21 protein-coding genes are annotated in these 23,857 nt (G+C 74.5%); 9 read left to right on the forward strand and 12 right to left on the reverse strand.

What is annotated here, in order from left to right; all coding sequences use genetic code 11:
- Positions 1–10 precede the first annotated feature (10 nt).
- Positions 11–481, reverse strand: coding sequence for an Lrp/AsnC family transcriptional regulator (locus ACE7GA_RS05010; protein WP_376096505.1), 471 nt, complete (start codon positions 479–481; stop codon positions 11–13).
- 133 nt (positions 482–614) lie between these two features.
- Between ACE7GA_RS05010 and ACE7GA_RS05015 the strand changes: the two genes are divergently transcribed.
- Positions 615–1,235: a LysE family translocator gene (locus ACE7GA_RS05015; protein ID WP_376096508.1), complete on the forward strand. Its 621-nt coding sequence runs from the start codon at positions 615–617 to the stop codon at positions 1,233–1,235.
- Between the two features lie 324 nt (positions 1,236–1,559).
- On the opposite strand, the gene ACE7GA_RS05020 is transcribed toward ACE7GA_RS05015, so the two are convergent.
- The 3 genes from ACE7GA_RS05020 to ACE7GA_RS05030 all read right to left on the reverse strand — a co-directional run bounded on the left by ACE7GA_RS05020 (position 1,560) and on the right by ACE7GA_RS05030 (position 5,016).
- On the reverse strand, positions 1,560–2,714 hold the full coding sequence (locus tag ACE7GA_RS05020) for a YbfB/YjiJ family MFS transporter (protein WP_376096511.1): 1,155 nt from the start codon (positions 2,712–2,714) through the stop codon (positions 1,560–1,562).
- Between the two features lie 153 nt (positions 2,715–2,867).
- Positions 2,868–4,349, reverse strand: coding sequence for an ATP-binding protein (locus ACE7GA_RS05025; protein WP_376096514.1), 1,482 nt, complete (start codon positions 4,347–4,349; stop codon positions 2,868–2,870).
- Positions 4,330–5,016: a winged helix-turn-helix domain-containing protein gene (locus ACE7GA_RS05030; RefSeq protein ID WP_376096517.1), complete on the reverse strand. Its 687-nt coding sequence runs from the start codon at positions 5,014–5,016 to the stop codon at positions 4,330–4,332. Before ACE7GA_RS05030 ends, ACE7GA_RS05025 begins: the two co-directional genes overlap by 20 nt.
- A gap of 120 nt (positions 5,017–5,136) precedes the next feature.
- On the opposite strand from ACE7GA_RS05030, the gene ACE7GA_RS05035 reads away from it, so the two are divergent.
- On the forward strand, positions 5,137–6,798 hold the full coding sequence (locus ACE7GA_RS05035) for a tannase/feruloyl esterase family alpha/beta hydrolase (protein ID WP_376096520.1): 1,662 nt from the start codon (positions 5,137–5,139) through the stop codon (positions 6,796–6,798).
- A 103-nt stretch (positions 6,799–6,901) separates the two neighbouring features.
- Complete coding sequence (locus ACE7GA_RS05040; protein ID WP_376096523.1) at positions 6,902–8,296, forward strand: phospholipase D family protein; 1,395 nt, start codon at positions 6,902–6,904, stop codon at positions 8,294–8,296.
- A gap of 217 nt (positions 8,297–8,513) precedes the next feature.
- Here the strand turns inward: ACE7GA_RS05040 and ACE7GA_RS05045 are convergent, their stop codons facing one another.
- The gene (locus ACE7GA_RS05045) at positions 8,514–9,284 is read right to left on the reverse strand and encodes an endonuclease/exonuclease/phosphatase family protein (protein ID WP_376096526.1); all 771 of its coding nucleotides are present in this window, start codon (positions 9,282–9,284) and stop codon (positions 8,514–8,516) included.
- A 143-nt stretch (positions 9,285–9,427) separates the two neighbouring features.
- Positions 9,428–10,591 carry a hypothetical protein gene (locus tag ACE7GA_RS05050; RefSeq protein WP_376096529.1) on the reverse strand — a complete coding sequence of 388 codons (1,164 nt, stop codon included), beginning with the start codon at positions 10,589–10,591 and terminating at the stop codon, positions 9,428–9,430.
- 146 nt (positions 10,592–10,737) lie between these two features.
- On the opposite strand from ACE7GA_RS05050, the gene ACE7GA_RS05055 reads away from it, so the two are divergent.
- Positions 10,738–11,358 (forward strand): M35 family metallo-endopeptidase, encoded by a 621-nt coding sequence (locus tag ACE7GA_RS05055; protein ID WP_376096532.1) that lies wholly within the window; start codon positions 10,738–10,740, stop codon positions 11,356–11,358.
- Positions 11,359–11,390: 32 nt separating this feature from the next.
- On the opposite strand, the gene ACE7GA_RS05060 is transcribed toward ACE7GA_RS05055, so the two are convergent.
- The 4 genes from ACE7GA_RS05060 to ACE7GA_RS05075 form a co-directional block, all read right to left on the reverse strand.
- Positions 11,391–12,062 (reverse strand): lysozyme inhibitor LprI family protein, encoded by a 672-nt coding sequence (locus ACE7GA_RS05060; protein WP_376096535.1) that lies wholly within the window; start codon positions 12,060–12,062, stop codon positions 11,391–11,393.
- Positions 12,063–12,160: 98 nt separating this feature from the next.
- On the reverse strand, positions 12,161–13,267 hold the full coding sequence (locus tag ACE7GA_RS05065; RefSeq protein WP_376096538.1) for a S1C family serine protease: 1,107 nt from the start codon (positions 13,265–13,267) through the stop codon (positions 12,161–12,163).
- Between the two features lie 136 nt (positions 13,268–13,403).
- Positions 13,404–14,840, reverse strand: a complete 1,437-nt coding sequence (locus tag ACE7GA_RS05070) for an ATP-dependent helicase C-terminal domain-containing protein (protein ID WP_376096541.1) — start codon at positions 14,838–14,840, stop codon at positions 13,404–13,406.
- The gene (locus ACE7GA_RS05075) at positions 14,738–15,895 is read right to left on the reverse strand and encodes a helicase-related protein (RefSeq protein ID WP_376096543.1); all 1,158 of its coding nucleotides are present in this window, start codon (positions 15,893–15,895) and stop codon (positions 14,738–14,740) included. Before ACE7GA_RS05075 ends, ACE7GA_RS05070 begins: the two co-directional genes overlap by 103 nt.
- Positions 15,896–16,035: 140 nt before the next feature.
- Between ACE7GA_RS05075 and ACE7GA_RS05080 the strand changes: the two genes are divergently transcribed.
- The 3 genes from ACE7GA_RS05080 (at position 16,036) to ACE7GA_RS05090 (ending at position 18,707) form a co-directional block, all read left to right on the forward strand.
- Positions 16,036–16,782 (forward strand): phosphoadenylyl-sulfate reductase, encoded by a 747-nt coding sequence (locus ACE7GA_RS05080; RefSeq protein ID WP_376096546.1) that lies wholly within the window; start codon positions 16,036–16,038, stop codon positions 16,780–16,782.
- 373 nt (positions 16,783–17,155) lie between these two features.
- Complete coding sequence (locus ACE7GA_RS05085; RefSeq protein WP_376096549.1) at positions 17,156–17,860, forward strand: PEP-CTERM sorting domain-containing protein; 705 nt, start codon at positions 17,156–17,158, stop codon at positions 17,858–17,860.
- A 343-nt stretch (positions 17,861–18,203) separates the two neighbouring features.
- On the forward strand, positions 18,204–18,707 hold the full coding sequence (locus ACE7GA_RS05090; RefSeq protein ID WP_376096552.1) for a response regulator: 504 nt from the start codon (positions 18,204–18,206) through the stop codon (positions 18,705–18,707).
- Between the two features lie 30 nt (positions 18,708–18,737).
- Here the strand turns inward: ACE7GA_RS05090 and ACE7GA_RS05095 are convergent, their stop codons facing one another.
- On the reverse strand, positions 18,738–19,997 hold the full coding sequence (locus ACE7GA_RS05095; RefSeq protein ID WP_376096555.1) for an MFS transporter: 1,260 nt from the start codon (positions 19,995–19,997) through the stop codon (positions 18,738–18,740).
- 321 nt (positions 19,998–20,318) lie between these two features.
- Between ACE7GA_RS05095 and ACE7GA_RS05100 the strand changes: the two genes are divergently transcribed.
- Complete coding sequence (locus tag ACE7GA_RS05100; protein WP_376096559.1) at positions 20,319–21,266, forward strand: aldo/keto reductase; 948 nt, start codon at positions 20,319–20,321, stop codon at positions 21,264–21,266.
- A 6-nt stretch (positions 21,267–21,272) separates the two neighbouring features.
- On the opposite strand, the gene ACE7GA_RS05105 is transcribed toward ACE7GA_RS05100, so the two are convergent.
- Positions 21,273–21,521, reverse strand: coding sequence for a hypothetical protein (locus ACE7GA_RS05105; RefSeq protein ID WP_376096562.1), 249 nt, complete (start codon positions 21,519–21,521; stop codon positions 21,273–21,275).
- Positions 21,522–21,537: 16 nt separating this feature from the next.
- On the opposite strand from ACE7GA_RS05105, the gene ACE7GA_RS05110 reads away from it, so the two are divergent.
- A complete protein-coding gene (locus tag ACE7GA_RS05110; protein WP_376096565.1) occupies positions 21,538–23,730 on the forward strand; it encodes a protein-disulfide reductase DsbD family protein in 2,193 nt (730 codons plus the stop codon).
- The last annotated feature ends 127 nt before the right edge of the window (positions 23,731–23,857 follow it).

Consider the following 23,857-nt stretch of genomic DNA (forward strand, 5'->3'; position numbering starts at 1 on the left):
GGCTCTCGCGTCAGGCCAGGTGGTCCAGCGGCAGTCCCCCTTCCGCCTTCACTGTCTGGATGGCGAAGTTGCTACGGATGTCGCTGACGCCGGGAAGGCGCAGCAGCGTGCCGAGCAGCAGCCGCTCGTAGCCCGCGAGGTCCGGTACGACGACCTGGAGCAGGAAGTCGGACTCGCCGGACACGAGGTGGCAGGAGACGATCTCCGGCACGGCCCGCACCGAATCCCGGAACCGCGCCGCAGCCTCGTCGCGGTGCCGCTCCACCTTCACCCCGACGAAGACGGTCAGGCCGAGGCCGAGCGCCCCGCGATCGAGCTTCGCCTGATAGCCGGCGATGATTCCGGCCTCCTCCAGCAGCCGGACGCGCCGCAGGCAGGGCGAGGGAGAGAGGCCCACCTCCTCCGCGAGCTGCACGTTCGTCAGCCGCCCGTCGCGCTGGAGCGCGGCGAGGATCCGGCGGTCGATGGCGTCCAGGTCCATCGCTGGCATGAAATGGCCTGTTTCCCCATGGGGGCGGCATGGCGTGCCATTCCGCATCGTGAATGCAGCACACTTCGCAACCACCCGCCAACCTGAGCGGCCTAGCCTTTCCGCCTCCCGGAAGGAGGCTCGCGTGACCGACCTGCCAGCGTTCATCGTGGCCCTGATCCTTGCCTACCTGCTCCCCGGCCCGGACATGCTGCTCCTGCTCCAGGCCGGATCGCGGGAGGGCCGGCGCGCGGCCCTCGCCATGGTCGCGGGCCTCGCCCTGTCGCGGGCGAGCCACGTCACGCTCGCCGCACTCGGGCTCGGCACGCTGCTCGCTGCGGCGCCCGCGGCCTCCGACGGCGTGCGCCTCGCCGGGGCAGCCTATCTGGGCTGGCTTGGCGTCGTTCTGCTGCGCGCGCCCTCCCTCGTCCCCGCGCCCGAGCCCGGGAGGGGCGCCGGCGGGAAGGACGCGTTCCGGCGGGGGCTGCTGACGAACCTGCTGAACCCCAAGCCGCTGCTGTTCTGCTCCGTGCTGCTGCCGCAATTCGTCCAAGCGGGGCGCGGCGTTGCGGAGCAGTTCGTGCTGCTCGGCGCGCTCCTCGTCGGGATGGGCATCGCCTTCGACCTGGCCTATGCCCTCGCGGGCGCCGCGATCGGCCGCTGGTTCGCGCGGCATGCGGCGCTCGCGACGGTCCAGAGATGGGTCTTCGCCCTGCTGCTCATCGGCTTCGGCCTGCAGCTCGCTCTGGCGATGGAGCCGTTCTGACCGGCACGGCCGCCCCCGGCCGCCCTCCCGATCCATCCCGCCTGGCGCGCCTGCCGGCGCGGGACGGCGTCGAACTCCGCCCGTGACATCGCCATCGGAGGCACGCCGCGGCGCCTCCCCCCACCCGACGCGCCCGGCGGGGCTCAACCCGTGGGAGCTCCGGCCGTGGGGAGCTCCGGCCGTGGGGGGCTCCGGCCATGGGGGGCTCCGGCCATGGGGGGCTCCGGCCATGGGGGCCTGCGGAACGGGGCAGGACCTTGGTCCGTGCACCGGCCGAGGGCCGGGGGCGGTCCCGCACCGGCGACGACCTTACCTGGCCGCGCGTTACCGGCGCGCGACGTCCCGCGCCGCGACGGCGAGGCCGGCGACCGAGAGCACCAGGCCGACCCCGAAGACCGCCGCGTGGGATCCGCCGGTGCCGGCGAAGATCGCCGCGAGGGCGTAGCCGACCCCGACCTGCAGCAAACCGTAGAGGGCCGTCGCGGCGGCCCAGCGCCGCGGTGTCGCGGCCCCAACCGCGGCCCGGATGCCCGCGAGTGCGACGGCGGTGATCCCCACCCCCGCGAAGCCGGACAGGAGCGCGGCGGGCACCAGGGACGCGGGATGCGGCACCAGCGTGCAGGTCAGCGCCGCCACCTGGACGGCAAGCCAGAGGAGCATGGTGCGCGACGCCCCCAGCCGGTCCGCCGCGCGCCCGCCCAGCAGGGTGCCGGCGAGGACGCCGAGGCCGAACAGCCCCCAGACCATCCCGCCCAACGCGACGCCCAGCCCATGCCCCCGCGCCGCGAGGTCGGAGAGGTAGATCATCGGCGCCGTCATGCCCGCGCCGGACAGGGCATAGGCCCAGAGGATGCCCCGCGGCGTCCGCGCCGCCGCCGTGGCTCCCGGCATCGGCGGCGGGGCCGGCGGCGGCACGGGCCAGGCAGGATGCGCGAAGGCCCAGAGCACTGCCGTGAGCGCGCCGAGGCCGAGCCAGGCGCCCGCCACGCCGCCAAGGGCGAGCAGCGGCGGGACGGTCAGCGAGACGAGGACGACGCCCACCCCCACCCCGGCCATGACGATCCCGCCCGCCGCCCCGCGCCGCTCCGGCGGCGTCACGGCCTGGACGGCGGGTCCGGTGACGGAGAGGAGGACGCCGCCCGCATAGCCGCCGAGCGTCCGCCAGGCCGCGAACCAGGGCACGCCCCAGGGATCGAGCAGGTGCAGCGCGCAGGCGAGGAAAGCGAGCAGGACCAGCGCGACCCCGGCGTCGAGAGCGCGTGCCGTGCCGAGCCGTGCCGCGACGCGGTTCGCCGTGAGCGCGCCGGCGAGGTGCCCGGTGAAGTTCGCCGCGCCGAGCAGCCCGGCCTCGCCGCCGCCGACCCAGCCCGCGGTGACCATCGCAGGGAAGAGCGGCACGTAGGCGAAGCGGGCGAGGCCGATCCCCGTGCAGAGGGCGATCGTGCCGGCGAGGGCGGGGCGCAGGGACGGATCCCTCACGCAGGCGGCCTCCGGCCCGGCGCCGGGCGGGCCTCGCCCGCGTCAGGCCCGCCGGGCGGGTCCGGGCAGGATCTGCCCCGGGCCCCGGCCGGGCGAGCGCTCCGCGCACCCCGGCGCGGCGGCCCGCGCGCCAGGACGAGCCCCCGGCCCGGCTCATGCCCTCGCCGCGGGCAGCGTCAGGGTCGCGGCCAAGCCCGGCGGGTCGGCGCCCGGCCGGGCATCGGCAAGGCTCAGCTCCCCGTCATGCATCCCGGCCACCGCGCGGACGAGCGAGAGGCCGAGGCCGAAGCCCGGCGTCGCGCGCGCGGAATCCGCGCGGAAGAACCGGTCGGCCGCCCGGGCGCGGTCGGCCGGGGACAGGCCCGGCCCCTCGTCGGCCACCGTCACCCGCAGGCGGCTGCCGGTGACCGCGGCGGAAAGCGTGATCGCCCCGCCCTCCGGCGAGAACTTCACCGCGTTGTCCAGCAGGTTCGCGACGGCCTGCAGCAGCATGTCGCGGTCGCCCACTGCCGGCAGCGCCTCCGGCCAGTCCGTGCGGAGCGCGATGCCCTTGGCCTCGGCGATCGCGCCGTAGAGGTCCGCCGCATCCTCCAGAAGGGGCACGAGGTCGAGCGGGGCAAAGGCGCGGCGGCCCCCGGCCTCGGCCTCCGCGATGCGCAGCACGGCCTGGAAGACGCGGATGATGCCGTCGAGGTCGGCGATGCCCTGCTCCACCGCGTGTCGCAGGGCCTCGGCGTCGGCGTCGCGCACGAGCGACTCCTCGAGCCGCCCGCGGGCCCGCGCGATCGGCGTGCGGAGGTCGTGCGCGATGGCGTCGGAGACGCCGCGGATGCCCGTCATCAGCGTCGCGATGCGGTCGAGCATCGCGTTCAGCGTGCCGCCGAGGCGGTCGAACTCGTCCTCCCGACCCGTCATCGGGACGCGCTGCGACAGGTCTCCGCCGGCGATCGCCGCCGCCGTCTCGGTCGCGGGGCGGAGGCGCGAGGCGAGTGCGCGGCGCAGCGCCAGCGCCCCGAGGAGCGCCAGCACCGCCGAGGCGACCGCGCCCCAGCCGAGGCCGGTCGCGAGCAGCGCCCGGAGGCGAAGCCGCTCCTCGACGTCCCGCCCGACGACGAGGACGTCGCCGTTGGCCAGGTCCGCGCGGTAGAGCCGCGCCTCGGTCCAGTCGTCTTCCCGCAGCAGGGGCATGCGGAACCAGCGGAGTTCGGGTCCTGCGGGCTCCGGGCCGTCCAATTCCTCCGGCATGCGGGTGAGGTTGCCGGCGAGGGGACGCCCCTCCCGGTCCGCCAGGCGGTAGAGGGTCTGGCTCTCCGTGTCGTTCGCGATGCGGTCGCGGATCGCCTCGACGACCGCGAGACGGCCGCCCGTGTCGAAGCGCTCGGTCAGCGCGATCGCGTCGGCGCGGATCACGGCGTCCACGCCGCGGTCCAGCGCGCCCGCCGTGTTCCACCACAGAACCGCCGAGAAGGCGACGCCGCCCGCGAGGAACATGACGGCGAAGAAGACGGCGATCCGGAAGGCCGCGCTGTCCGAGAGGCGGATCGGGCCGGGGCGGGCGGGGCCGGTCGGGCGCTGGACCTGCTCGACGCGCGCCATGGCGCGCGCCAGGAGCGAGTTACCCGGCCTCGTCGGCACGGATCATGTAGCCGGCATTCCGCACCGTGTGGATCAGCGGCTTGTCGAAGCCGCGGTCCAGCTTCTGCCGCAGGCGCGAGACGTGGACGTCGATGACGTTGGTCTGCGGGTCGAAGTGGTAGTCCCAGACCTTCTCCAGCAGCATCGTGCGGGTCACGACCTGGCCGGCATGGCGCATCAGGTGCTCCAGCAGGCGGAACTCGCGGGGCTGGACGTCCACGCGCTTGCCGGACCGCGTCACGGTGCGGGACAGCAGGTCGAGTTCCAGGTCGGCCACGCGCAGCTTCGTCGCCGGGGCCTCGGAGGCCGGGCGGCGGCCCAGGGCGTCCACGCGGGCCAGCAGTTCGGCGAAGGCGAAGGGCTTCGTGAGGTAGTCGTCGCCGCCGGCCTTCAGGCCGCGCACCCGCTCATCCACCGCCGACATCGCCGTCAGGAACAGGACGGGGGTGCGGTTGTCCTGGGCGCGCAGGGTTTCCACCAGCCGCAGCCCGTCCACGCCGCCCGGCAGCATGCGGTCGAGGATAAGCATGTCGAAGGGCTCGGACGCCGCGGTGAAGAGGCCGTCGCGGCCGTTGTCGCGGTGCTCGACCGTGTGGCCGGCCTCGGTCAGGCCCTTCTTCACGAAGCGGGCGACCTCGGGGTCGTCCTCGACCAGCAGGATACGCAAGGGGGCTGTCCTCCGCGCCACTCGGCGTCAGGTATGGCGCGGCGGCGGCGCCTTGCCAAACGGGGAGCTTGCGGCGGCTCGGCGCCGGCGGGACCATCCGCGCGCCGCGGGAGGAACACCATGCGCCAGGCCCTGATCGTGACCGCCCTGCTGGCGGCTGCCTCGCTGCCGGCGGCCTCCCAGGCCCCGGCCCAGGCCCAGGCCCAGGCCCAGGCGGATTGCGCGTCGCTCGCCGGCCGCGCCATTCCCGCCGCGTCGATCGGCCTGCCGAGCGGCGGCGCGCGGGTCACGGAAGCCCGGGCCGTGCCGGCCGGGCCTTCCCCGGTGCAGGGGAACGCAGCACTGCCGGCCTATTGCCAGGTGCTCGGCGACATCGCGCCCCTCGATCCCGCGGTACCGCCGATCGCGTTCCAGCTGAACATCCCGTCGGAGGGCTGGAACGGGCGCGCGGTGCAGTACGGCGGCGGCGGGTTCAACGGCGTGCTGGTCACGGGCCTGGCGCAGCTGCGGGAGAGCAGCCCGGACGACCCGCACCCTCTGGCCCGCGGCTTCGCGACCTTCGGCACGGACAGCGGGCACCGCAACCAGCCCGGCGTGGAGATCCAGGCCTTCGCGCTGAACGAGGAGGCGCTGGAGAACTTCACCCACGCCGCCTACCCCAAGGTGCGCGATGCCGCGGCCGAGGTGCTGCGGATGGCGACGGGCCGCGCGCCCTCCCGCGTCTACTACTACGGATCGTCGGAAGGTGGGCGCGAGGGGCTGATGGTCGCGCAGCGCTACCCCGACCGCTACGACGGCATCGTTTCCTCCGTCCCTGTCATCAACTGGGTCGGGCTGCAGGGCTTCGGCACGCGCGGCGGGCAACTGCAGCGCGACGGCGGCTGGATCCCGCCCGGCCTCGTCCGCGTGCTGCACGACGCGACGCTGCGCGCCTGCGACGGGCTGGACGGGCTGGAGGACGGGATCATCGCCAACCAGCCGGCCTGCGCGCGGGCTTTCGACGTGCGCACGCTGCTCTGCGGTGGCGGCTCGAACTCCGACTGCCTGACGGTCGCGCAGGTCGCGTTCCTCGCGACGCACCGGTCGCCCTTTGCCTACGGGATGCCGCTCGCGAACGGGCTGGCGGAATACCCCGGCGCGCCGATCGGCGGGGAAGCGCAGCCGGACGGGATGATCGCCTGGACCACCGGTCCGCAGGCGCCGCGCTTCCCGCTTCCGGCCGATCCGGCGACGCAGTCGCGCCAGTGGTACTACGGCAACGGCGCGATCCGGTACTTCCTCGCGCGCGACCCGGCCTACGACCCCGCGCGCTTCCGCGTGACGGATTTCGCCGATGCCGCGCGGCGCCTCTCCGCGACGATGGACGCGACGGACCCCGACCTGTCCCGCTTCGCGCAGCGCGGCGGCCGGCTGATCCTGAAGGAGCACACGGCGGACTACGCGCAGTCGCCGGCCGCGGGCACCGCGTATTGGGAGAGCCTCCGGTCGCGCCTGGGCGGCGGCGCGGTGGACGGCTTCGCGCGCTTCTACCTGCACCACGGCGCGAACCACACGGGCGTCGCGACGAACGTCGCGACGGGCGTGGCGCTGCCGGGCTACGTGGACCTGCTCGGCGCGCTGGACGCCTGGGTCGAACGCGGGGAGGCGCCGGCGGAACCGCTGGTGCAGGCCACGCGCGACGGACGCGCGACGCGACCGCTGTGCCGCTACCCCGCCTTTCCGCGATATGACGGGCAGGGCGACGTGAACGCGGCGGAAAGCTTCGCCTGCGTCGCGCCGTAAGGCGCGCCCGGCGCGCTCCCCGCGCCGCCGCTCCTCGTGATCGTCCTTCGCGGCGGGATGCTCTAGGTGGGAGGCGTATTCCGGGACCCGGAGAAGGATGGCGTTGGACGCGGCGATTCCCGAGGCGTCGGGCCTCCGGGCCGGATGGTCCGGCATCTCGCTCGTGCCGGAGAACCTCGAGGCTTTCGCGCTACGAGTCCGTTCGGCGCGCGCGGCCACGACCTCGCTCGACCTGCTCTACTACGCCTGGCACGAGGACGCGACGGGGCGGGCGCTGATGCGGGAGGTCCTGCACGCGGCCGATCGCGGCGTGCGCGTGCGGCTCCTGCTGGACGACCTCTACGTCCGCGAGGCGGAGCGCGGCCTCGCCGCGCTCGACGCGCATCCGCGGATCGAGGTGCGGCTGTTCAACCCCTTCCGCCTGCGCCGCTGCGGCGCGCTCGGCCAGGCCGCGGAGTTCCTCGTCGCCCGCTACCGGCTGAACCACCGCATGCACAACAAGGCCTGGATCGCGGACGGAAGCCTGGCGATCGGCGGCGGGCGCAACATCGGCGACGAGTATTTCGACGCGTCGAGCCAGTTCAACTTCCGCGACCTCGACCTCGTGATGACAGGCGGGGCCGTCGCGGGGGCCGCGGCAGCCTTCGAGCGCTACTGGGCCAGCACGCGCGTCCGCCCGCTGGCCGAGGTCGCGGCGGCAGCCGGCGACGGGCTGGACGCCCTGCGCGCGCGGCTGGACGAGGCGGCGGACGACATCCTCGATCCGGGCTACCGGCAGCGGCTCGCCGCCCTGCCCGCGCTGGACGACCTGGTGCACGCTGGGCGCGTCGCGGTGCCGGACGGGGCGATCCGCGTCGTCGCGGACCCGCCGGAGAAGGGCCGCCTGCGCCGGCGCCTGCCCGGGGTGCTCGACGCCATCGCCGCGGCGATGGAGGGCGCGGCGGCGGGTCCTGATCATTTCCCCCTACTTCGTGCCGGGGCGGCGCGGGGCGCGCCGGCTGGCCGGGCTGGCGCGCCGGGGGTGCGGGTTTCCGTGCTGACGAACTCCCTCGCGGCGACCGACGTGCTGGCGGTTCATGGCGGCTACGCGCGCTACCGGCGGCCGTTGCTGCGGGCGGGGATCGCGATGCACGAGCTCAAGCAAGGGGGGCAGGAGGGTGGGAGCCTCCTTGGCTCGGGCAGCGCCAGCCTGCACACCAAGGCGCTGGTGGTGGATGACGACCTCGTCTTCGTCGGTTCCTTCAACCTAGACCCGCGCTCGGCCTACCTCAACACGGAGATGGGAGCCTTCGTGCGGCACCCCACGCCCGCGGCGGAGCTGGCCGAGGAGTTCGCCCGCCTGACCGATCCCGCGCGATCCTGGTCGGTCCGTCTCGCGGGTCCGGGCCTGGTCTGGCAGGACGGAGAGCGGGAGTTGCGGCACGAGCCCGGCGCCTCCCTCGGGCGGCGCGTGCTCGCGCGCATCCTCGGCTGGCTACCGATCGAGACGCACCTGTAGGCCCGGGCCGGTCCATGCCGGCCGGCGTTGGTCGTGATCCGGTTCGGGGGGCGCCTGTTGCCCCGGGTGGAGGGCGTTGCCCTCCTCCCGGACCCACCACCCACCAGGGGCGAACGCGCCCCTGGACCCGCGATCTGTTGGGGAGATGCCCCCGGTTGGGGGGATGGCTCGCACGCGGCGCGAGCGCGCGTGCGAGCCATCCCCCAACCGGGTGCGTTTACAGAGTGGGGTGCAGGGGACGCGTCCCCTGGCGGATGGAGGTCCGGAGGAAGGCAGCGCCTTCCTCCGGGGCCACCCCGCGCCCCCCGAACCGGATCAGCCCCGCGCCGCGGCCCGCCGGAGGTCGGCGATCAGGGCCTCGGCGCGCGGGCGCCAGGTGCGTCGTTCCTCCTGCGCCGCGACCTGCAGCCCGACGAGGATCGGGCGATGGTCCGATGCCTCCCGGCCCAGGGCGGCGGCGGCCGGTGCAGGCGAGGCCGCGGACGAGGCAGCGGTCGAGGCGGAGCGGCACGACCTCGGCCGCCGCATGGGTCGGCTCGCGCGGGCCGACGTCGCGGAAGCCGGGCAGCAGGGTCGGACCGACGAGGTTGTAGTCGCCGAGGATCGCCGCGCGCTCCGGCAGCGCCTCGGACAGGCGGCGGAGCTGGCGGCGGTTGAGGAACTGCCCGTGGGAGAGGTGGACGTTCGCCACCGCGAAGGCGCCGAGGTCCAGCACCTGCCCGATGCGGCGGTACATCGCGCCGGGGGGCAGCGGGACGATGGCGGGGGGCGGCAGGGGGGAGGGGCTCCAGGCCGCGAGGCCGTGGATGCGGCCCGGCAAGGGTTCCCGCCGGTACCAGCCACCGACGAGGTCGGGGAGGGCGTTCATCGCCTCCGTCGCTTCCTGCATGAGGAGGAGGTCGGGCCGCTCCCGCCGGATCAGGGCGGCCACGTCACCGAGCGAGGCGCCGGTGAGGCGAAGGAGGTTCCAGCTGATGATCGTCGTCATGCGGACCGCAAGGTGGGGCCGCATGCGTCGGCGTGCACGTCCCTTTCGTCGCATGGCTGGGCCCGGGGATCACCCGGTACCCAATCACACGCCGTAAGGATTCAACATCGCAAGGACATGGGGCGGCCCATCCCGACGCGCGGTCAGCGCGGCCAGAAGCCGGTGGCCAGCGCCGCGGGACCCGAGGAGAGCTCGATCCGCCGGTTGGTGTCGCGGATGCCGTCCTCACCGATCTCGTACACGCCGATCGTGCGGTCGGCCATGTTGCCGACGAGGAGGGTCCGGCCGTTGCGGGAGAAGGCCATGCCCTGCGCCCAGTCGCCGATCCGCGCCTCCCCGACGACGCGCATCCGCCCCTCCTCGACCCGGATCAGCACGATGGCGGCGCGGGCGCGCAGCGGGTCGTCGTTCGGACGGCTGCTGCCGTTATGGACGACGGCGACGGCGTGGCGCCCGTCGGGGGAGGCCATGACGCCCTCGGTCGTCGAGCCCACGGCGACCGTGTCCACCACCCGGAAGGGCTCTCGCGACAGGTCGATGAGCGACACGGTGTCGCGGTCCCCCGTGTTGTTCGCGGACCGGCCGACATTGCCCACCACCGCCCAGCCGCCGCGCGGGGAGGGCGAGGCGCCGTAGGGCCGCACGCCCGCCGTCATGTCGCGGTCCAGCTTCGTGACCGTATTCCCGTCCACGCGCAGGACGGAGACGATGCTGTCGTTGTCGCGCGTCACCAGCGCGTGGCGGCCATCGGCGGTGAAGACGGCGGCCGACGTGCCCGTCGTCGCGGGACCGATCGTGACGGTGCCGACGACGCTCGCCTCCATCCCGTCCAGCCGGATGACGCTGACCGTTCCCGCGTTGCGGTTGGCGACGAGGGCGAGGGTGCCAGCCGGGTTGATCCCGACGCCGGAAGGGCCGAGCCCGACCTCCAGCGTGCGCACCACCCGCGGCGGGTTCGCGCGGAGGTCGATGACGGAGAGGCGGTTGTCCGGGACCGTCTTCGACGGATCGTTCGGGTCCAGGCGTTCGGCGGAGGTCGCGAGCGCCAGGCGTTCGTCCGGCGTGACGGCGACGGATTGCGGCGGGCCGACCACCGAATGCGGCACCGGGATCTCGGCGACGAGCCGCGGCTCCGCCCCGTTCAGGTCGAGCACCGCGACGGTATCGGGCCGCGCCTCCCGCAGCAGCGTGTTCACCCCGCCGATGAGGGTACGCTTCCCGTCATTGCCGGAGACGACGATCTGCGCGAGGGCAGGCGTGGCCGCGAGCGCGGCCGCGAACAGGCCCGCGACGGGGGTGAGGCGCATCCGGTGTTTCCTTCCCTGGGGCGGCCACGCCTTTCCGGCCCGGTGCCTTGACCGCCACAGCATCGGACGCAAGCGGCGCCACAGGCAAGACGAAGCCGTCCTCCTACCGGCCGCGTGGACGGCACGATCCGGTGTAGGATGGGCGGATGCGCCCCACCCTGGCCCTCACCTTCCTGGCACTCGGCCTCCTGCTTCCCATGGGCGCGGCGCGGGCGGCGAACCTGACGGGGTGCACGGCGGACCAGGTGCCCCTCGTCCAGGCCGCCTATGACGAGGCGGAGGCACGGACCCGGGCGGGGCTGGAGCACCTGGCGCGGGAACCCGACGGGGACCTGGCGCGGCGCTGGTTCGGTACCGCGCCGCGGGCCGAGGTGCGCACGGTCCTGAAGCAGGTCCTGGCCGGGCTACGGCCGGGCAAGCGCCCGCCGACGGGCTGCGGCACCGCGCGGACCTGCCGCGACGGCGGCATCTTCGCCTTCGCGCGGCTGGACGAACGGCGGATCACGGTCTGCCCGCGCTTCTTCAACTCGGACGCCAGCATGGGCCGGGACACGCGCTTCGGGACCCTGGTGCACGAGGTCAGCCACCTCGTCGCGAAGACGAAGGATGCGGCCTACGGCCCGGGCGCGGCGATGCAGTTGGCGGCGCAGCGGCCGCGGGTCGCGATGCGCAACGCGGACAACGTGGAGTACTTCGTGGAGGGCGCGCCGATGCCGCCCCTCCGCAAGCCGCTGGTGCGGGCGAAGGGTCTCACGGGCGCGCACTGATCCCGCGTGGGCGCGGGGGACCCGCGCGAGCGTCAGCGGCCGTAGGCGCCGGTGAAGGTCGCGTTCACGCCGCAGTGCTGATCCTGGTCCGTCGCCGCGACGCGCAGGAGGGGGCCGTCGCGCCGCAGCAGCATCGTAACGCCCGTGCCGTCCTCCGTGCGTCCGACGAGGGAACCGTCCGTCATCGGCCGGGCGATCCAGTCCACGTCGCAGGTCGGGTTCGGCGGATTCTCCCGCGCGGTGCGGAGCCGCGCGTCCCAGCCGCCATCCGGCCGCGGCCGAAGCGTCAGTTCGCCGACGATGCCGGGAATGCGGGACAGCCACCGTCCCCCGTAGGTCGCGTCCGTTCCCGGCGCCACGGCCGCAGCCGGCACGAGGCGGCGCAGTTCGGCAAGGCGGTCATCGTAGAGGCGTACAAGGCAGGCCTCCCGTTCGCCCGGCGCGGCCTTCGGCATCGCGATGCCGCAGCGGCGGTTCCGTTCGGCTAGCCAGGCGCGCTGCGATTCGGGAACACCCGGCACGCCCGCGGCAGCGCGGAAGGCGGCGGAGAGGTCGGAGTCCCGGGCGGAGAGGCCGGGCGAGGCGCAGATCGCCTCCTCCACCGGCGTGCTCGCGCGGCGGCAGGCGAAGGAGGGCTGCGCGGAAGCTGGCGGCGCGGCCAACGACAGCAGGACGGGCAGCGCGGCGAGGTGGATGGGACGCATCGGTAGCCTTCGCTGTGGGTCGCCGGCTCGACGGATGCTTCGTCAACGCGGCGCTGGCGTCCCCGTCGCGTCGGCCAGGCGATGCGCCGGATGCCCGGTTATTGCTGCTGCTGCTGCCCCTGCCCGCCCCCCGGCGGGCGGCGCCCCACCTGCACGTTCACGTCCTGCTGCCGCCCATCGCGCGTGAGGGTCAGGCGCACGCTCTGCCCCGGCGCGATGCCCGCGACGCTGCGGATGAGGTTGCGCGACGTCTCCACCCGCTCCCCGTTTAGCGCCGTCACGACGTCGCCGGGGCGCAGCCCCGCGCGGCCGGCGGGGGAGTTGCGCTCCACGCCCTGGATCTGCACGCCGCGGCGCCCGCGCGGCGCCTCGGGGTTCAGGTCCTGCACGGCGACGCCGAGCCAGCCGCGCTCGACCCGCCCGTCGCGGCGCAGCCCCTCGATGACGGGCTTGGCGAGTTCCGCCGGCGTCGCGAAGCCGATGCCGGCGGAGGCGCCGGTGGGCGAGTAGATCGCCGTGTTGATGCCGATCACCTCGCCCGCGAGGTTGAACAACGGCCCGCCGGAATTGCCGGGATTGATCGCCGCATCGGTCTGGATGAAGTCGTCGAAGGGCCCCGTGCCGATGTCGCGCCCGCGCGCCGAGACGATGCCGGTCGTGACGGTGCCGCCGAGGCCGAAGGGATTGCCCGCGGCCATCACCCATTGCCCCACGCGCACCGAGCCGGAGTTCCAGGGCACCGCCGTCAGCGCCGACCGGCTCTCGATCCTCAGCAGCGCGAGGTCGGTCAGCTCGTCCGTCCCGACGACGCGCGCGGGAATTTCCGTCCCGTCCTGCAACGAGACCACGACGCGCGACGCCTGCCCGACGACGTGGTTGTTCGTCACGACGTAGCCCGTGGGGTCGATGACGAAGCCGGATCCCGCGCCCTGGACCTGCTGCCGGTTCCCGCGGCGCTCGCGGAAGTAGCGTTCGAAGGGCGTGCCGCGGAGTTCGGGCGGGACCTGGCCGCCGGGCTGTTCGCTGCTCACGGCGATGTTCACGACGGCCGGCAGCACGCGCTCGGCCAGGTCGGCGAAGTCCGGCAGGCCGGCGCCGCGGCCGGACACCACCTGCGCGCCGGCGGGGGAGGCGGAGCAGGCCGGCAACAGCGTGGTCGCGCCGAGGCCGAACAGGGCGGCACGGCGGTCGAGGAGATGGGGCATGAGCCGGGATTCGGTTCCGTCTGGATTCGCGTCGTTGCGCTCATAAGGGGGCGGCGGGCGATGGCTTCAAGGCGCGGCGCCCACCGAGGCGTGAGCGCCGCGCCGGATGGCCGGTTCGCCCCGGCATGGCGGACCGTCAGCGCGCCGTCCGTTCGAGCGGCGCGGCGGCGGTGGAAGGGTCCTCCGGCCAGTCGTGCCGCGGATAGCGGCCGCGCATGTCCTTCCTCACATCCGCCCAGGCGCCGCGCCAGAATCCAGGCAGGTCGGCCGTGACCGCGACCGGCCGCCCGGCGGGCGAGAGGAGGCTGACCTGGAGGGGGATGCGCCCCCCCATCAACGGGGGCAGCCCCGCCAGGCCGTAGAGGTGCTGGGCCCGGGCCTCCAGCGCCGGCACGTCCCGGTCGTAGTCGATCATGGCGGAGCGCCCGGCCGGGAGGTCGAGGCGGGCGGGGAGTTCGGCATCCAGCCGCCGCCGCGCCTCCCACGGCACCAGGCCGTGCAGGATCGCGGTCAGGTCGAGCGACTTCAGGTCGGACAGGCGGGCGAGTCCGTGCAGGTGGGGCGCGAGCCATTCGTCGGCCGTCGCGGCCAGGGCGGCGTCGGACAGGTCCGGCCAGGGGTCGCCGCCCGTCCGATGCGCCCAGCGCAGGCGGGCACGGAGCTGCGTCGCGGCCTTGGTCCAGTCGAGGTCGCGAAAGCCCCGTTCCGCGGCGGCGCGCGCCAGGGCCGAGGCGACCTGTCCGGGGTCGGCATGCTGAAGCGGCGCTTCCTCCAGCACCAGCGGGCCGAAGCGCAGGCGGCGGCGGGCGGTGACGGCGTTGGCACGGCCATCGAACTCCGTCACGTCCTCGCGGATCAGGCGGTCGGGAAAGCGGCGTTCCAGCAGGGCGCGGTCGAGCGGCGCGGCCATGCGGATCCGCGCCTCGGTCCCCAGCAGGTCCAGCGCGGCGACGGCCAGCAGCGGCGCCTTGCGTAGCGGGTCGGTCGCCGGAAGGCGTGCGCCCTGGCCGGATGCCAGGCGGAAGGCGCCCTCCATCGTCCCGCGCCGCGCCGCGATCCGGTCGGGGAAGCCGGCGGCCAGCAACGCGGCGACGTCACCCTCCGCCACGGTGCGGGCCGGCACGCCGAGGCGGCGGCGGTGCAGGTCGGCGGTGCGGCGGATGCGGCCGATCGTCGCGCGGTCGGCGTTCGGATGGTCGCCGCCGCGCAGCAGGTCCAGGCGCATGTGGATGTCGGACGGCGCGTCGTCGCGCGTCCCGCGCGCCCCAGAAGATCCCCGGATGGGGTCGCGTTCCTCCAGCAGCGCGGCGAGGTCGGCGGCGAGCGCGGCCTCCAACTCGTTCGCGGCCTCGACCATCACGCGGGCCAGGCGCGGATGCGTGCCGAGAAGGGCCATGCGGCGGCCCGTCGCGGTGATCCGCCCCTCCCGGTCCAGCGCGTCGAGGTCGCGCAGCAGCGCGGCCGCCGCCTTCAGCGCTCCCTCGGGCGGCGGATCGAGGAAGGGCAGCGTGCGGGGATCGGCGCCCCAGGCCGCGCAGTCCAACGCGAGGCCCGAGAGTTCGGCCTCCAGCATCTCCGGACGATCGGCCAGCGGCAGGCCTCGGTGCAGCGCCTCGGTCCAGAGGCGGATGGCAACGCCCGGCTCCGTGCGCCCGGCGCGCCCCGCCCGCTGCTCGGCCGCCGCGCGGAGATGCGGACCGTCGTCAGCCGCGTCAATCCCGTCGCGGCGTCGAGGCGGGGCGCGCGGCGGTAGCCGCCATCCACGACGATCCGCACGCCGGGGACGGTCAGCGAGGTCTCGGCGATGGAGGTGGCGAGCACGACCTTCCGGCGCGGCGACGGCGACAGCGCGCGGTCCTGCTCGGCGGGCGGGAGTTCGCCGTGCAGCGGCAGCACCTCCGCCTCCACCCCGGCCAGGCGTTCGGCGGTGCGCCGGATCTCTCCCCAGCCCGGGAGGAAGGCGAGCACGTCGCCGGGATGCTCGCGCAGCGCCGCGCGGATGGCGGCGGCCATGGCGTCGGGCAGTTCACCCGGCTCCTTCAGGTCGCGCGGGCGGTGTTCCACCACGACGGAAAAGGCCCGGCCCGCGGATTCGATCAGCGGCGCGTCGAGCAGTCGCGAGAAGCCCACCGCATCGAGCGTCGCGGACATCGCGAGGAGGCGCAGCTCGGGCCGGATCGCGCGCTGCAGGTCGAGGCACAGCGCCAGGCCGAGGTCGGTGTCGAGGTGCCGCTCATGCGCCTCGTCGAACAGCACGGCGGCGACGCCCTCAAGCCCCGGGTCGGATTGCAGGCGGCGGACGAGGAGGCCTTCGGTGATGACCTCGACCCGCGTGCGCCCGGACACCGCGCGATCGAGGCGCGTGGAAAGGCCGATGGCCCCGCCCGGCCCCCTCCCCCACCAGGTCCGCCATGCGCCGCGCGGCGCGCGCGCGGCGACGCGGCGGGGTTCGAGGACGAGGATCTTCGCGTCGCTCGCCCAGGGCTCCTCCATGAGCGCGAGGGGAACGAGGGTCGTCTTCCCGGCGCCGGGCGGGGCGACGAGCACGGCGTTCGGCCCGGCGCGCAGCGCGGCCAGGAGGTCTGGAAGGGCTTCGGCGACGGGCAGGTCGGGCAGCGGGGCAGCCATGCCGGCGCGTGTGGACCGGATGGGCCGCCCTGTCATGCGGTGGGCAGGAGGCAGATCAGCGCGGTTTCCTGCGTGCAACCGATGGACGCACGTTCTTCTACCGTTATTTATCGTCCAGCGAGCCATGGTTTGACGATCCGATGCCGTTCGACAGCGCCCTGGCGTCCCCCGACGCCGCGCCCGAAGCCCTCGATGCCGCCTTCGGGCACCTCCCAGCCGAGGAACTGGTGGCGGCGCTCTGTCGGAGCCACGTCGGGCGGATCGCGCTGGTCTCCTCCTTCGGGGCGGATTCGGCGGTGCTGCTGGCGATGGTCGCGGCGGCGGAGCGGGCGATGCCCGTGCTGTTCCTCGACACCGGCCAGCTGTTCCGGGAGACGCTGGCGCACCGGGACGCGCTCGTCGCGCGCCTCGGCCTGACCGACGTCAGGACGATCGCGCCGGACGCGTCGGAGGTCGCGGCGGCCGATCCCGACGGCGCCTTGTGGTACGTCGACTCCGAGGCCTGCTGCGGCCTGCGCAAGGTCGCGCCGCTCGGGCGGGCGCTGGCGGGCTTCGACGTCGTGCTGAACGGCCGACGCCGGCACCAGTCCCCGACGCGCGCCGGGCTGCGGCGGTTCGAGGCCGACGGGCCGCGCGTGAAGGTCAACCCGCTTGCCGACTGGACGCCGGGGCAGGTCGCGGCGCGTCTGCGGTCGCTGGACCTGCCCGCGCACCCGCTGGTGGCGCAGGGCTTCCCCTCCATCGGCTGCATGCCCTGCACGTCCCGCGTGATGCCGGGCGAGGATCTGCGCGCTGGGCGCTGGCGCGGACGCGAGAAGGTGGAATGCGGGATTCACCGCCCCGCATCGACCCGAACCCCGGCGGTTGAGCCGGGATCGGCACCGTAGCAGGCGGGATCACGTCCGCGTGTCCCGCCGGCGTCAGGTCGGGCGATGACCAGCGCGGCCCGGAACGTGTCGGCTTTTCTGACAATTCACCCGCGGCGACAGACCGACCCAAGGCCGCGCCAGAGCCGGGGCTACGATGTTGAAATCGCCACCGGAATTCCGCCCCGGTTGCATTGCGTCAGCCACCGAACGGCGTCTCACAACGTGAAGTTGTGTCGTCCATTTTAACAGATTTCGTGCGACTGCGAGGCGGAACGATACAAATGTCGTTGCGCAACAACAGCTTATCGTTACGGCACGATTCATGCGGAAAACGGTCCGAACCGATGGCAGTCGGTTCGGACCGTAAAAGTGCTCTCGAAAGGACTTAACAATGACGACGCTGAAGTCACTGCTTCTCGGGATGGTCGCCGGCCTCGCCATCACCAGCGCCGCACGGGCGGAACTGGTGGTCGCCGGCTCGGTCGGTGGTGCTCCCACCGGTGTAACGTATGAGAACTTCGACGGGTTGCCGCTCGGAATCGCCGGTGGGCTGACCCCTTCCGGGGTCATGGTAAATTTCACCCCGAACGCGGCGGCGGTCCAGGGCTCGCAGGCCAACATCTACGCCGCGCCTTTCCTCTCCGGCGGGAACGGCATGGGTTTCGGCTCACCTAACCAGGCGAACGGGGTGGACGAAACGACCTTCCTCACCACCGGCTCCACCGGCAGCATGGCCAGCGCCATGATCGAGCTCAAGCTGCCTGACCTGCAGAAGTACTTCGGCCTGCTCTGGGGGTCGGTGGACGACTACAACTCGCTGTCGTTCTACAACGACAACACCCTGGTCGGTTCCATCACCGGCGCGGACGTGACGGCCTCGCCGAACGGCGATCGGGGCGTCAACGGCACGCTCTACGTGAACATCAACTCCACGCTGGACTTCAACCGGGTGGTCGCGACTTCCTCGCAGTTCGCGTTCGAGTTCGACAACGTCGCGTTCAACCGGACGCCGATCCCCGAGCCGGCCTCGCTGATGCTGTTCGGCGCCGGCCTGCTCGGCCTCGGCATGGTGATGCGCAAGCGCCGCCAGGCCTGACGGGGAATCCTGACCCGGAAAGGGGGGAGCGGCGCCCGTCGGGGTCGCTCCCTCCACACTCCTGCAGCTGGACGTCTCGGCGCGGTGCCAAGCGGGCTTCGCTACTCTCGCCGCGGCGAAGGCGGGGATGGCTGCACGCATGTCGTCGGCCGGATCGGACGGCCTCGCAGAACCGGGGCGGCGGGCGGCACGGCGCGGCATGGCCTCGATCCGGCCCGGGACGGCGTCCGTCGTGTCGGCGCATCCGCGGAGACGCGCCCGCGGGCCCGTGCACGGGCCCGCGTGACGGCAACCCGCGTGACGAAGACCTGTGACCAATCATGCGGAACGGGGGAACTGGGCCGTGGAACCGTTGATTCCTGTGCTGCTCGTCGAGGACGAGCCCATCGTCCGCGAGGTCCTGGTCGAAGTGCTCGCCGAAGGCGGCTTCGCGGCTTGGGCCGTGGCGGAGGGCGAGCGGGCCGTCGCGGAACTCCAGGCCGCCCCCGGCCGGTTCCGGGCCGTCCTGACCGACATCCATCTGCCCGGCCCGCTGGTCGGGTGGGACGTGGCGCGCCGGGCGCGGGAACTCGTCCACGACATGCCCGTCGTCTACATGAGCGGCGACGTCATGCAGGATTGGGTGTCGGAGGGCGTGCCCCGATCCGTGATGCTCGCCAAGCCCTTCGCGCCGGTGCGACTCCTCGCCGCGCTGGCCCACCTCATCACGGCAGGCGATGGGCCACGGGCCCTGCCCTACGGCCGGGGGACGAGCCGCGCCACGCTTCCGCATCGAGGTCCGGCGAGCCGGGACGCGGGACCGAGGACGTCAGGCCCGTGGCTGACCGTATCGCCCGGACCGATGTGATGCAGGATAAGCCCCCCCACACAGGTCCCCCTACCCGCCCCGGGACGGGCCGGCGGGGGTCCGGCCATCCAGCCCGGCGGCCGCGGGCGCGGGCCGCCCGGCCAGCAGCACCAGCGCCGCCGCGGCCTGCAGCGCCGCGGCCGCGACGAAGATCGGGGCCGGGCCGAGGTCCCGCAACAACCCGAAGGCGGCCGGCGCGAAGGCATAGGCCGCCTGGCTGCACGCGGTCACGAGGGCGACGACGCGGGCCGTGTCGGCCAGCGCGAAGTCCCGCTGCGCGATCAGCGGCGGCAGGGACGTCGCGTTCCCCAGCCCCAGCCCGAAGAGGACGACGCCGAGGAGAAGCAGCGGGGCGCTCGCCCCCGCGGCCGCCAGCAGAACCAGGGACCCCGCGACCTGCACCGTGGCATTGGCGGCGCCAGCGCGCCGGCGGTCCGCGCCCTCCGGCAGCAGCCAGCCGAGCCCCGTGCGCCCCGCGATCGCGCAGGCCGTCGCGAGCCCCGCGGCGAAGCCGGCCCCCTGCTCCCCCAGCGCGGGCACGAGGAGGGAGTAGAGGTGCGCGATCAGCCCGATCTGCGCGAAGAGCGAGAGCGAGGTCGCGACCGCGAGCGTGGCGAAGGCGCGGCTGCGCCAGAGGCTGCCGCCGGGCCGGGACGCCGGCGCGGGGCGCGCGGGGCCAGGCGCGGCCTCGCCGTCCGGATGCTGGCCGAGATCGGCGGGACCGGGCCCGATGATGCGAGCCGTGAGGAACCACAGGGCGAGCACCATGGCGGTTCCGACGACCGCCGCCGCCCCCGGGAAGCCGAGCCCGGCGATGAGTACGACCCAGAGCGGCGAGAGCACGACGCCGCCAACGCTCGCGCCGTTATAGGCCGTGGAGAGGGCGGCGGGGCGGCGCCGGACGAACCAGGGCGCGACGATCGCATTGATCGCCGCCCCGCTCGTCGCCGACCATCCCGCGCCGGTCAGAAGCGCCGCGGCGAAGAGCTGCCAGGGCTCCCGCGCCAGCGCCCAGCCGAGGAGGCCGATGGCGGCGGAGAGGGCGGCGGCGCGGGTGACGACGGCCAGGCCGAAGCGGCGGTGCAGCGCCGCGAGGTTCGCGGTGACGAAGGCGCCGAACAGGAAATGCGCGGTGATCGCCGCGGAGATCAGCGGCACCGGCCAGCCGCGCGATTCGTGAACGGCGTGCAGGAAGACCGGCGGCCCGTAGAACCCCACCCCCCAGCCGAAGACGGCGACGACGAAGGCGGCGCGGACGACGCGCCAGCCGTGGAAGGGGGCTTGGGGCATGGGGGCTCCGGGCTGGATCGCGGGCAACCTGCCCTCGGGGCGCGGGCGGATGGTGCGGTCCGCGCCGAAGCGTCGTCCAGGGCCGGAGGGCTGGGGAAACGGGCCGGGGGAAATGGCCGGCGACGAACGGACGCGAGGCGAATGACCGGCGTGGGGTGACGCGATGCGCGGGAGACACCACAGTCCGGCCGCCGGCCCGTCACCGGGCCGACGTCGGGTGGCCGGAGCGGCGCGTCGGGCCGACCGCCGCGGCCTGCCGCCAGGCCGGGGACGGCAAGCAGGGGCCGGCCATCCGGGGCCGGGCATCAGGGAAGCATCGCCATGGAACATCGTCCGCTCGGCCGTTCGGGCCTCTCGGTCGCGCCGCTCGTCCTGGGGGGCAACGTCTTCGGCTGGACCGCGGACCGGCCGACCTCCTTCGCCATCCTCGACGCCTTCGTGGATGCGGGCCTGAACGGGATCGACACGGCCGACGTCTATTCGCGCTGGGTCCCCGGCCATTCGGGCGGCGAGTCCGAGACGGTCATCGGCGAATGGCTTGCGGCCAACCCGGGCAAGCGGGAGCGCGTGCTGATCCTGACGAAGTGCGGCGGCGACATGGGGGAAGGCAAAACCCTCCGCGCCGCCTGGATCGAGACGGCGGTGGAGCACTCGCTGCGGCGGCTGCGGACGGACCGGATCGATCTGTACCAGGCGCATTGGCCGGACGCGGCGACGCCGATCGAGGAGACGATGACGACCTTCGACCGGCTGGTGAAGTCCGGAAAGGTTCGCGCCGTCGGCGCCTCCAACTACGACGCGACGGGGCTGGACGCCGCGCTGCGCGCGTCCGAGGGCGCCGGCGTCGTGCGCTACGAGACGCTGCAGCCCGAATACAACCTGATGGAGCGCGGATCCTTCGAAGGCCCGTTGCGCGACCTGTGCCTGCGGGAGGGGGTTGGGGTGATCACCTACTTCTCCCTCGCGGCGGGGTTCCTGACCGGGAAGTACCGCAGCGCCGCCGATGCGGGCGGGCGGGCGCGCGAAGCCCGCGTGAAGGGCTACTTCGACGAGAGGGGGATGCGCGTGCTCGACGCGCTCGACGCCGTCTCGGCCCGACACGGCGCGAAGCCTGCGGAGGTAGCGCTGGCCTGGCTCATCGCGAAGCCCGGCGTCACCGCGCCGATCGCCTCCGCGACGAGCGTGGAGCAGTTGTCCTCGCTCGCACGCGCGGTGTCGCTGCGGCTGTCGGCCGAGGAGATGCGGGACCTGGACGCAGCCTCGGCCTGACGCGCGTCACGGGCAGCGCACGGACAGGGCGGTGAAGCCGAATTGCTGGCTCGTCGCCGCCGTCCCCACCGGCACCCTGCCCTGCACCGCCTGGCCCGCGCCGTCCGTGCAGACGAGGCCGATGGTCCGCCCCGCCGGCAGGCCGTGGAAACCGTCGGGCGCGGGGTAGAAGGTCCTCTGCGCCAGGGCGGCGCCGGCCGTCAGGCCGGCGCCGGCGATCAATCCCATGAACAGGCCGCGGCGATGTGCGGACACGGGGTCCTCCTCCTGCTTGCCGGATCCTACCGGCCGGGAGACGGTGCGGCAGGCCGGGCCGGCGCCGCAACCGGTGGTCGCCGATCGCGGCGATCGGCCGCGCCCTGCCCCGCGCGAGTTGTCCGGCCGCGAGGGCGATCCTTATAGAGGACCGGATGCGCCTCCTCCTCGCCCTGCTGGCCGCGCTGACCTTCGCCATGCCGGCGCGGGCGGGGAGAGCGACGCCGTCGCCTCGGAACGAGCAAGGGTCACGCTGGCGGCGGACCTCGCGGCGGTGGAGCCCGGCGGGACGCTGCGGCTGGCGCTGCGGCTGCGGCTCGCGCCGCGGTGGCATACCTACTGGACCAATCCGGGCGATGCCGGGGCCCCGGCCGAAGTGGAACTGACCTTCCCCGATGGCGGCGAGGCCGCCCCGCTGCGCTTCCCCGTCCCGCAGCGCATCCCGACGCCGCCCCTGATGTCCTACGGCTACGAGGGCGAGGTCGCCTTGCCCCTGGCCGTGGCGCTGCCACGCGACCTTACGCCGGGACGCCTCTACACGGTCGAGGCGCGGGCGAACTGGCTGGTCTGCGCCGATGTCTGCATCCCCGAGGAGGGCGAGTTCCGCCTGGACATCCCCGTCGAGGCCGCAGCCCGGCCCGACCCGGCCACCGCCGCCCTGTTCCGCGCGGCCGAGGCGGCCCTCCCGCGGGACGGCGTGTTCCAGGCCCGCGCCGGCTTCGAGGGCACGCGCGGCGCGATCGAGGTCTCGGGCGAGGGGATCACGGCGCGTGGCGTGCGCGAGGCCTTCTTCTTCCCGGCAACGACCGGCGTGCTGGACCACGCGGCGGCACAGGCGATGGCGGTGCGGGACGGAGTGCTGACGCTCGGCCTGACGCGCGGGACGGCGCCGATCGGCGATCCGTTGTCCGGACTCGTCGCGATCACCGACGCGGCCGGGGCGCGGTCGGCCTATGCGGTCTCGGCGCCCATCGGGCCGATGCCGGCGGCACCGGGCGGGACACCGCTGGCGGTCGCGGCGGGGCTGGCGCTGCTGGGCGGGCTGATCCTCAACCTCATGCCCTGCGTCTTCCCGGTGCTGGCGATGAAGGCAGCGGGGCTTGCGCGGCTGTCCGGCGCCGCACGCGGGGCGGTGCGGGCGGAGGCGCTCGCGACCGTCGCGGGGATGGTGCTGTCCTTCCTCGCGATCGGGGGCGTGCTGGTGGGGCTGCGCGCGGCGGGGTCGGCCGCGGGCTGGGGCTTCCAGTTCACCTCGCCCGTCTTCGTGGCGCTGATGGCCTGGCTGATGCTCGCGGTGGGGCTGAACCTGTCCGGCGTCTTCGCGGTCGGTGGGCCCGTCGGGATGGGACAAGGCGCGGCGTCGCGCGGTGGGCCGCTCGGCGCCTTCGCGACGGGGGCGCTGGCGGTGATCGTCGCCACGCCGTGCACGGCGCCCTTCATGGCGACGGCGCTGGGGGCGGCGCTGGCGATGCCGCCGGCGGGCGCGCTGACGGTCTTCGGGGCGCTTGGCCTCGGGATGGCGCTGCCCTGGGCGCTGCTGGCGGTGGCGCCGGGGATCGCCCGCGCCTTGCCGCGGCCGGGGGCCTGGATGGAGCGCCTGCGCGGCGCGCTCGCCTTCCCGATGTACGGGGCGGCGGCCTGGCTGGCCTGGGTGCTGACGCAGCAGGCGGGGCCGGACGGGGTGCTGGTGCTGCTGGGCGGCGCGGTGCTGCTCGGCTTCGGGGCCTGGATCCTGGGGCAGGCGCAGGCGGCCGGGCGTGGGCTGCGGCTCGGGCGCGCGGCGGCGGTCGCGGCGGTGCTCGGCGCCCTGGCGCTGCTGCCCGGCCTTTCCGCGGCCCGCGCGCCCGAGGCCGCGACGAACGCCGAGGCCTGGTCGGAGGAACGCGTCGCCGCGCTGCGGGCGGAGGGGCGTCCGGTCTTCGTCAACGTCACTGCGGCCTGGTGCATCACCTGCAAGGTGAACGAGCGCGTCGCGCTGGACGCGACGGCGGTGCGCGAGGCCTTCTCCCGCGCCGGGGTCGCAACGCTCGTCGGCGACTGGACGAACGGCGACCGGACCCTGTCGGCGCTGCTGCGTGCGAACGCGCGGGACGGCGTGCCGCTATACCTCCTCTACCCCGCGGGCGGCGGGGCGCCGCAGGTGCTGCCGCAGATCCTGACGGAGCGGATCGTGCTGGACGCGCTCGCCTCCGCCTCGGCGCGGAGCTGACCGCTGCCGATCCCGCATCATCGCCCGGCACGCGCAGGGTGGATGGCGGACGAGGCCGGTATCGTTTGCGCGTATCGTTTGCGCGTATCGTTTGCGCGTATCGTTTGCGCGGCGCGGCGGGCCGACG

The organism is Roseomonas sp. CCTCC AB2023176 (assembly GCF_042259275.1).
GTDB lineage: Bacteria > Pseudomonadota > Alphaproteobacteria > Acetobacterales > Acetobacteraceae > Roseomonas.

Coding starts and splice junctions, on each gene's coding strand:
- ACE7GA_RS05075 (WP_376096543.1), bottom strand. CDS start 15,895: ATGGCTGCCCCGCTGCCCGACCTGCCCGTCGCCGAAGCCCTTCCAGAC.
- ACE7GA_RS05055 (WP_376096532.1), top strand. CDS start 10,738: ATGCGCCCCACCCTGGCCCTCACCTTCCTGGCACTCGGCCTCCTGCTT.
- ACE7GA_RS05065 (WP_376096538.1), bottom strand. CDS start 13,267: ATGCCCCATCTCCTCGACCGCCGTGCCGCCCTGTTCGGCCTCGGCGCG.
- ACE7GA_RS05080 (WP_376096546.1), top strand. CDS start 16,036: ATGCCGTTCGACAGCGCCCTGGCGTCCCCCGACGCCGCGCCCGAAGCC.
- ACE7GA_RS05045 (WP_376096526.1), bottom strand. CDS start 9,284: ATGACGACGATCATCAGCTGGAACCTCCTTCGCCTCACCGGCGCCTCG.
- ACE7GA_RS05070 (WP_376096541.1), bottom strand. CDS start 14,840: ATGCTGGAGGCCGAACTCTCGGGCCTCGCGTTGGACTGCGCGGCCTGG.
- ACE7GA_RS05060 (WP_376096535.1), bottom strand. CDS start 12,062: ATGCGTCCCATCCACCTCGCCGCGCTGCCCGTCCTGCTGTCGTTGGCC.
- ACE7GA_RS05050 (WP_376096529.1), bottom strand. CDS start 10,591: ATGCGCCTCACCCCCGTCGCGGGCCTGTTCGCGGCCGCGCTCGCGGCC.
- ACE7GA_RS05095 (WP_376096555.1), bottom strand. CDS start 19,997: ATGCCCCAAGCCCCCTTCCACGGCTGGCGCGTCGTCCGCGCCGCCTTC.
- ACE7GA_RS05085 (WP_376096549.1), top strand. CDS start 17,156: ATGACGACGCTGAAGTCACTGCTTCTCGGGATGGTCGCCGGCCTCGCC.
- ACE7GA_RS05035 (WP_376096520.1), top strand. CDS start 5,137: ATGCGCCAGGCCCTGATCGTGACCGCCCTGCTGGCGGCTGCCTCGCTG.
- ACE7GA_RS05010 (WP_376096505.1), bottom strand. CDS start 481: ATGGACCTGGACGCCATCGACCGCCGGATCCTCGCCGCGCTCCAGCGC.
- ACE7GA_RS05100 (WP_376096559.1), top strand. CDS start 20,319: ATGGAACATCGTCCGCTCGGCCGTTCGGGCCTCTCGGTCGCGCCGCTC.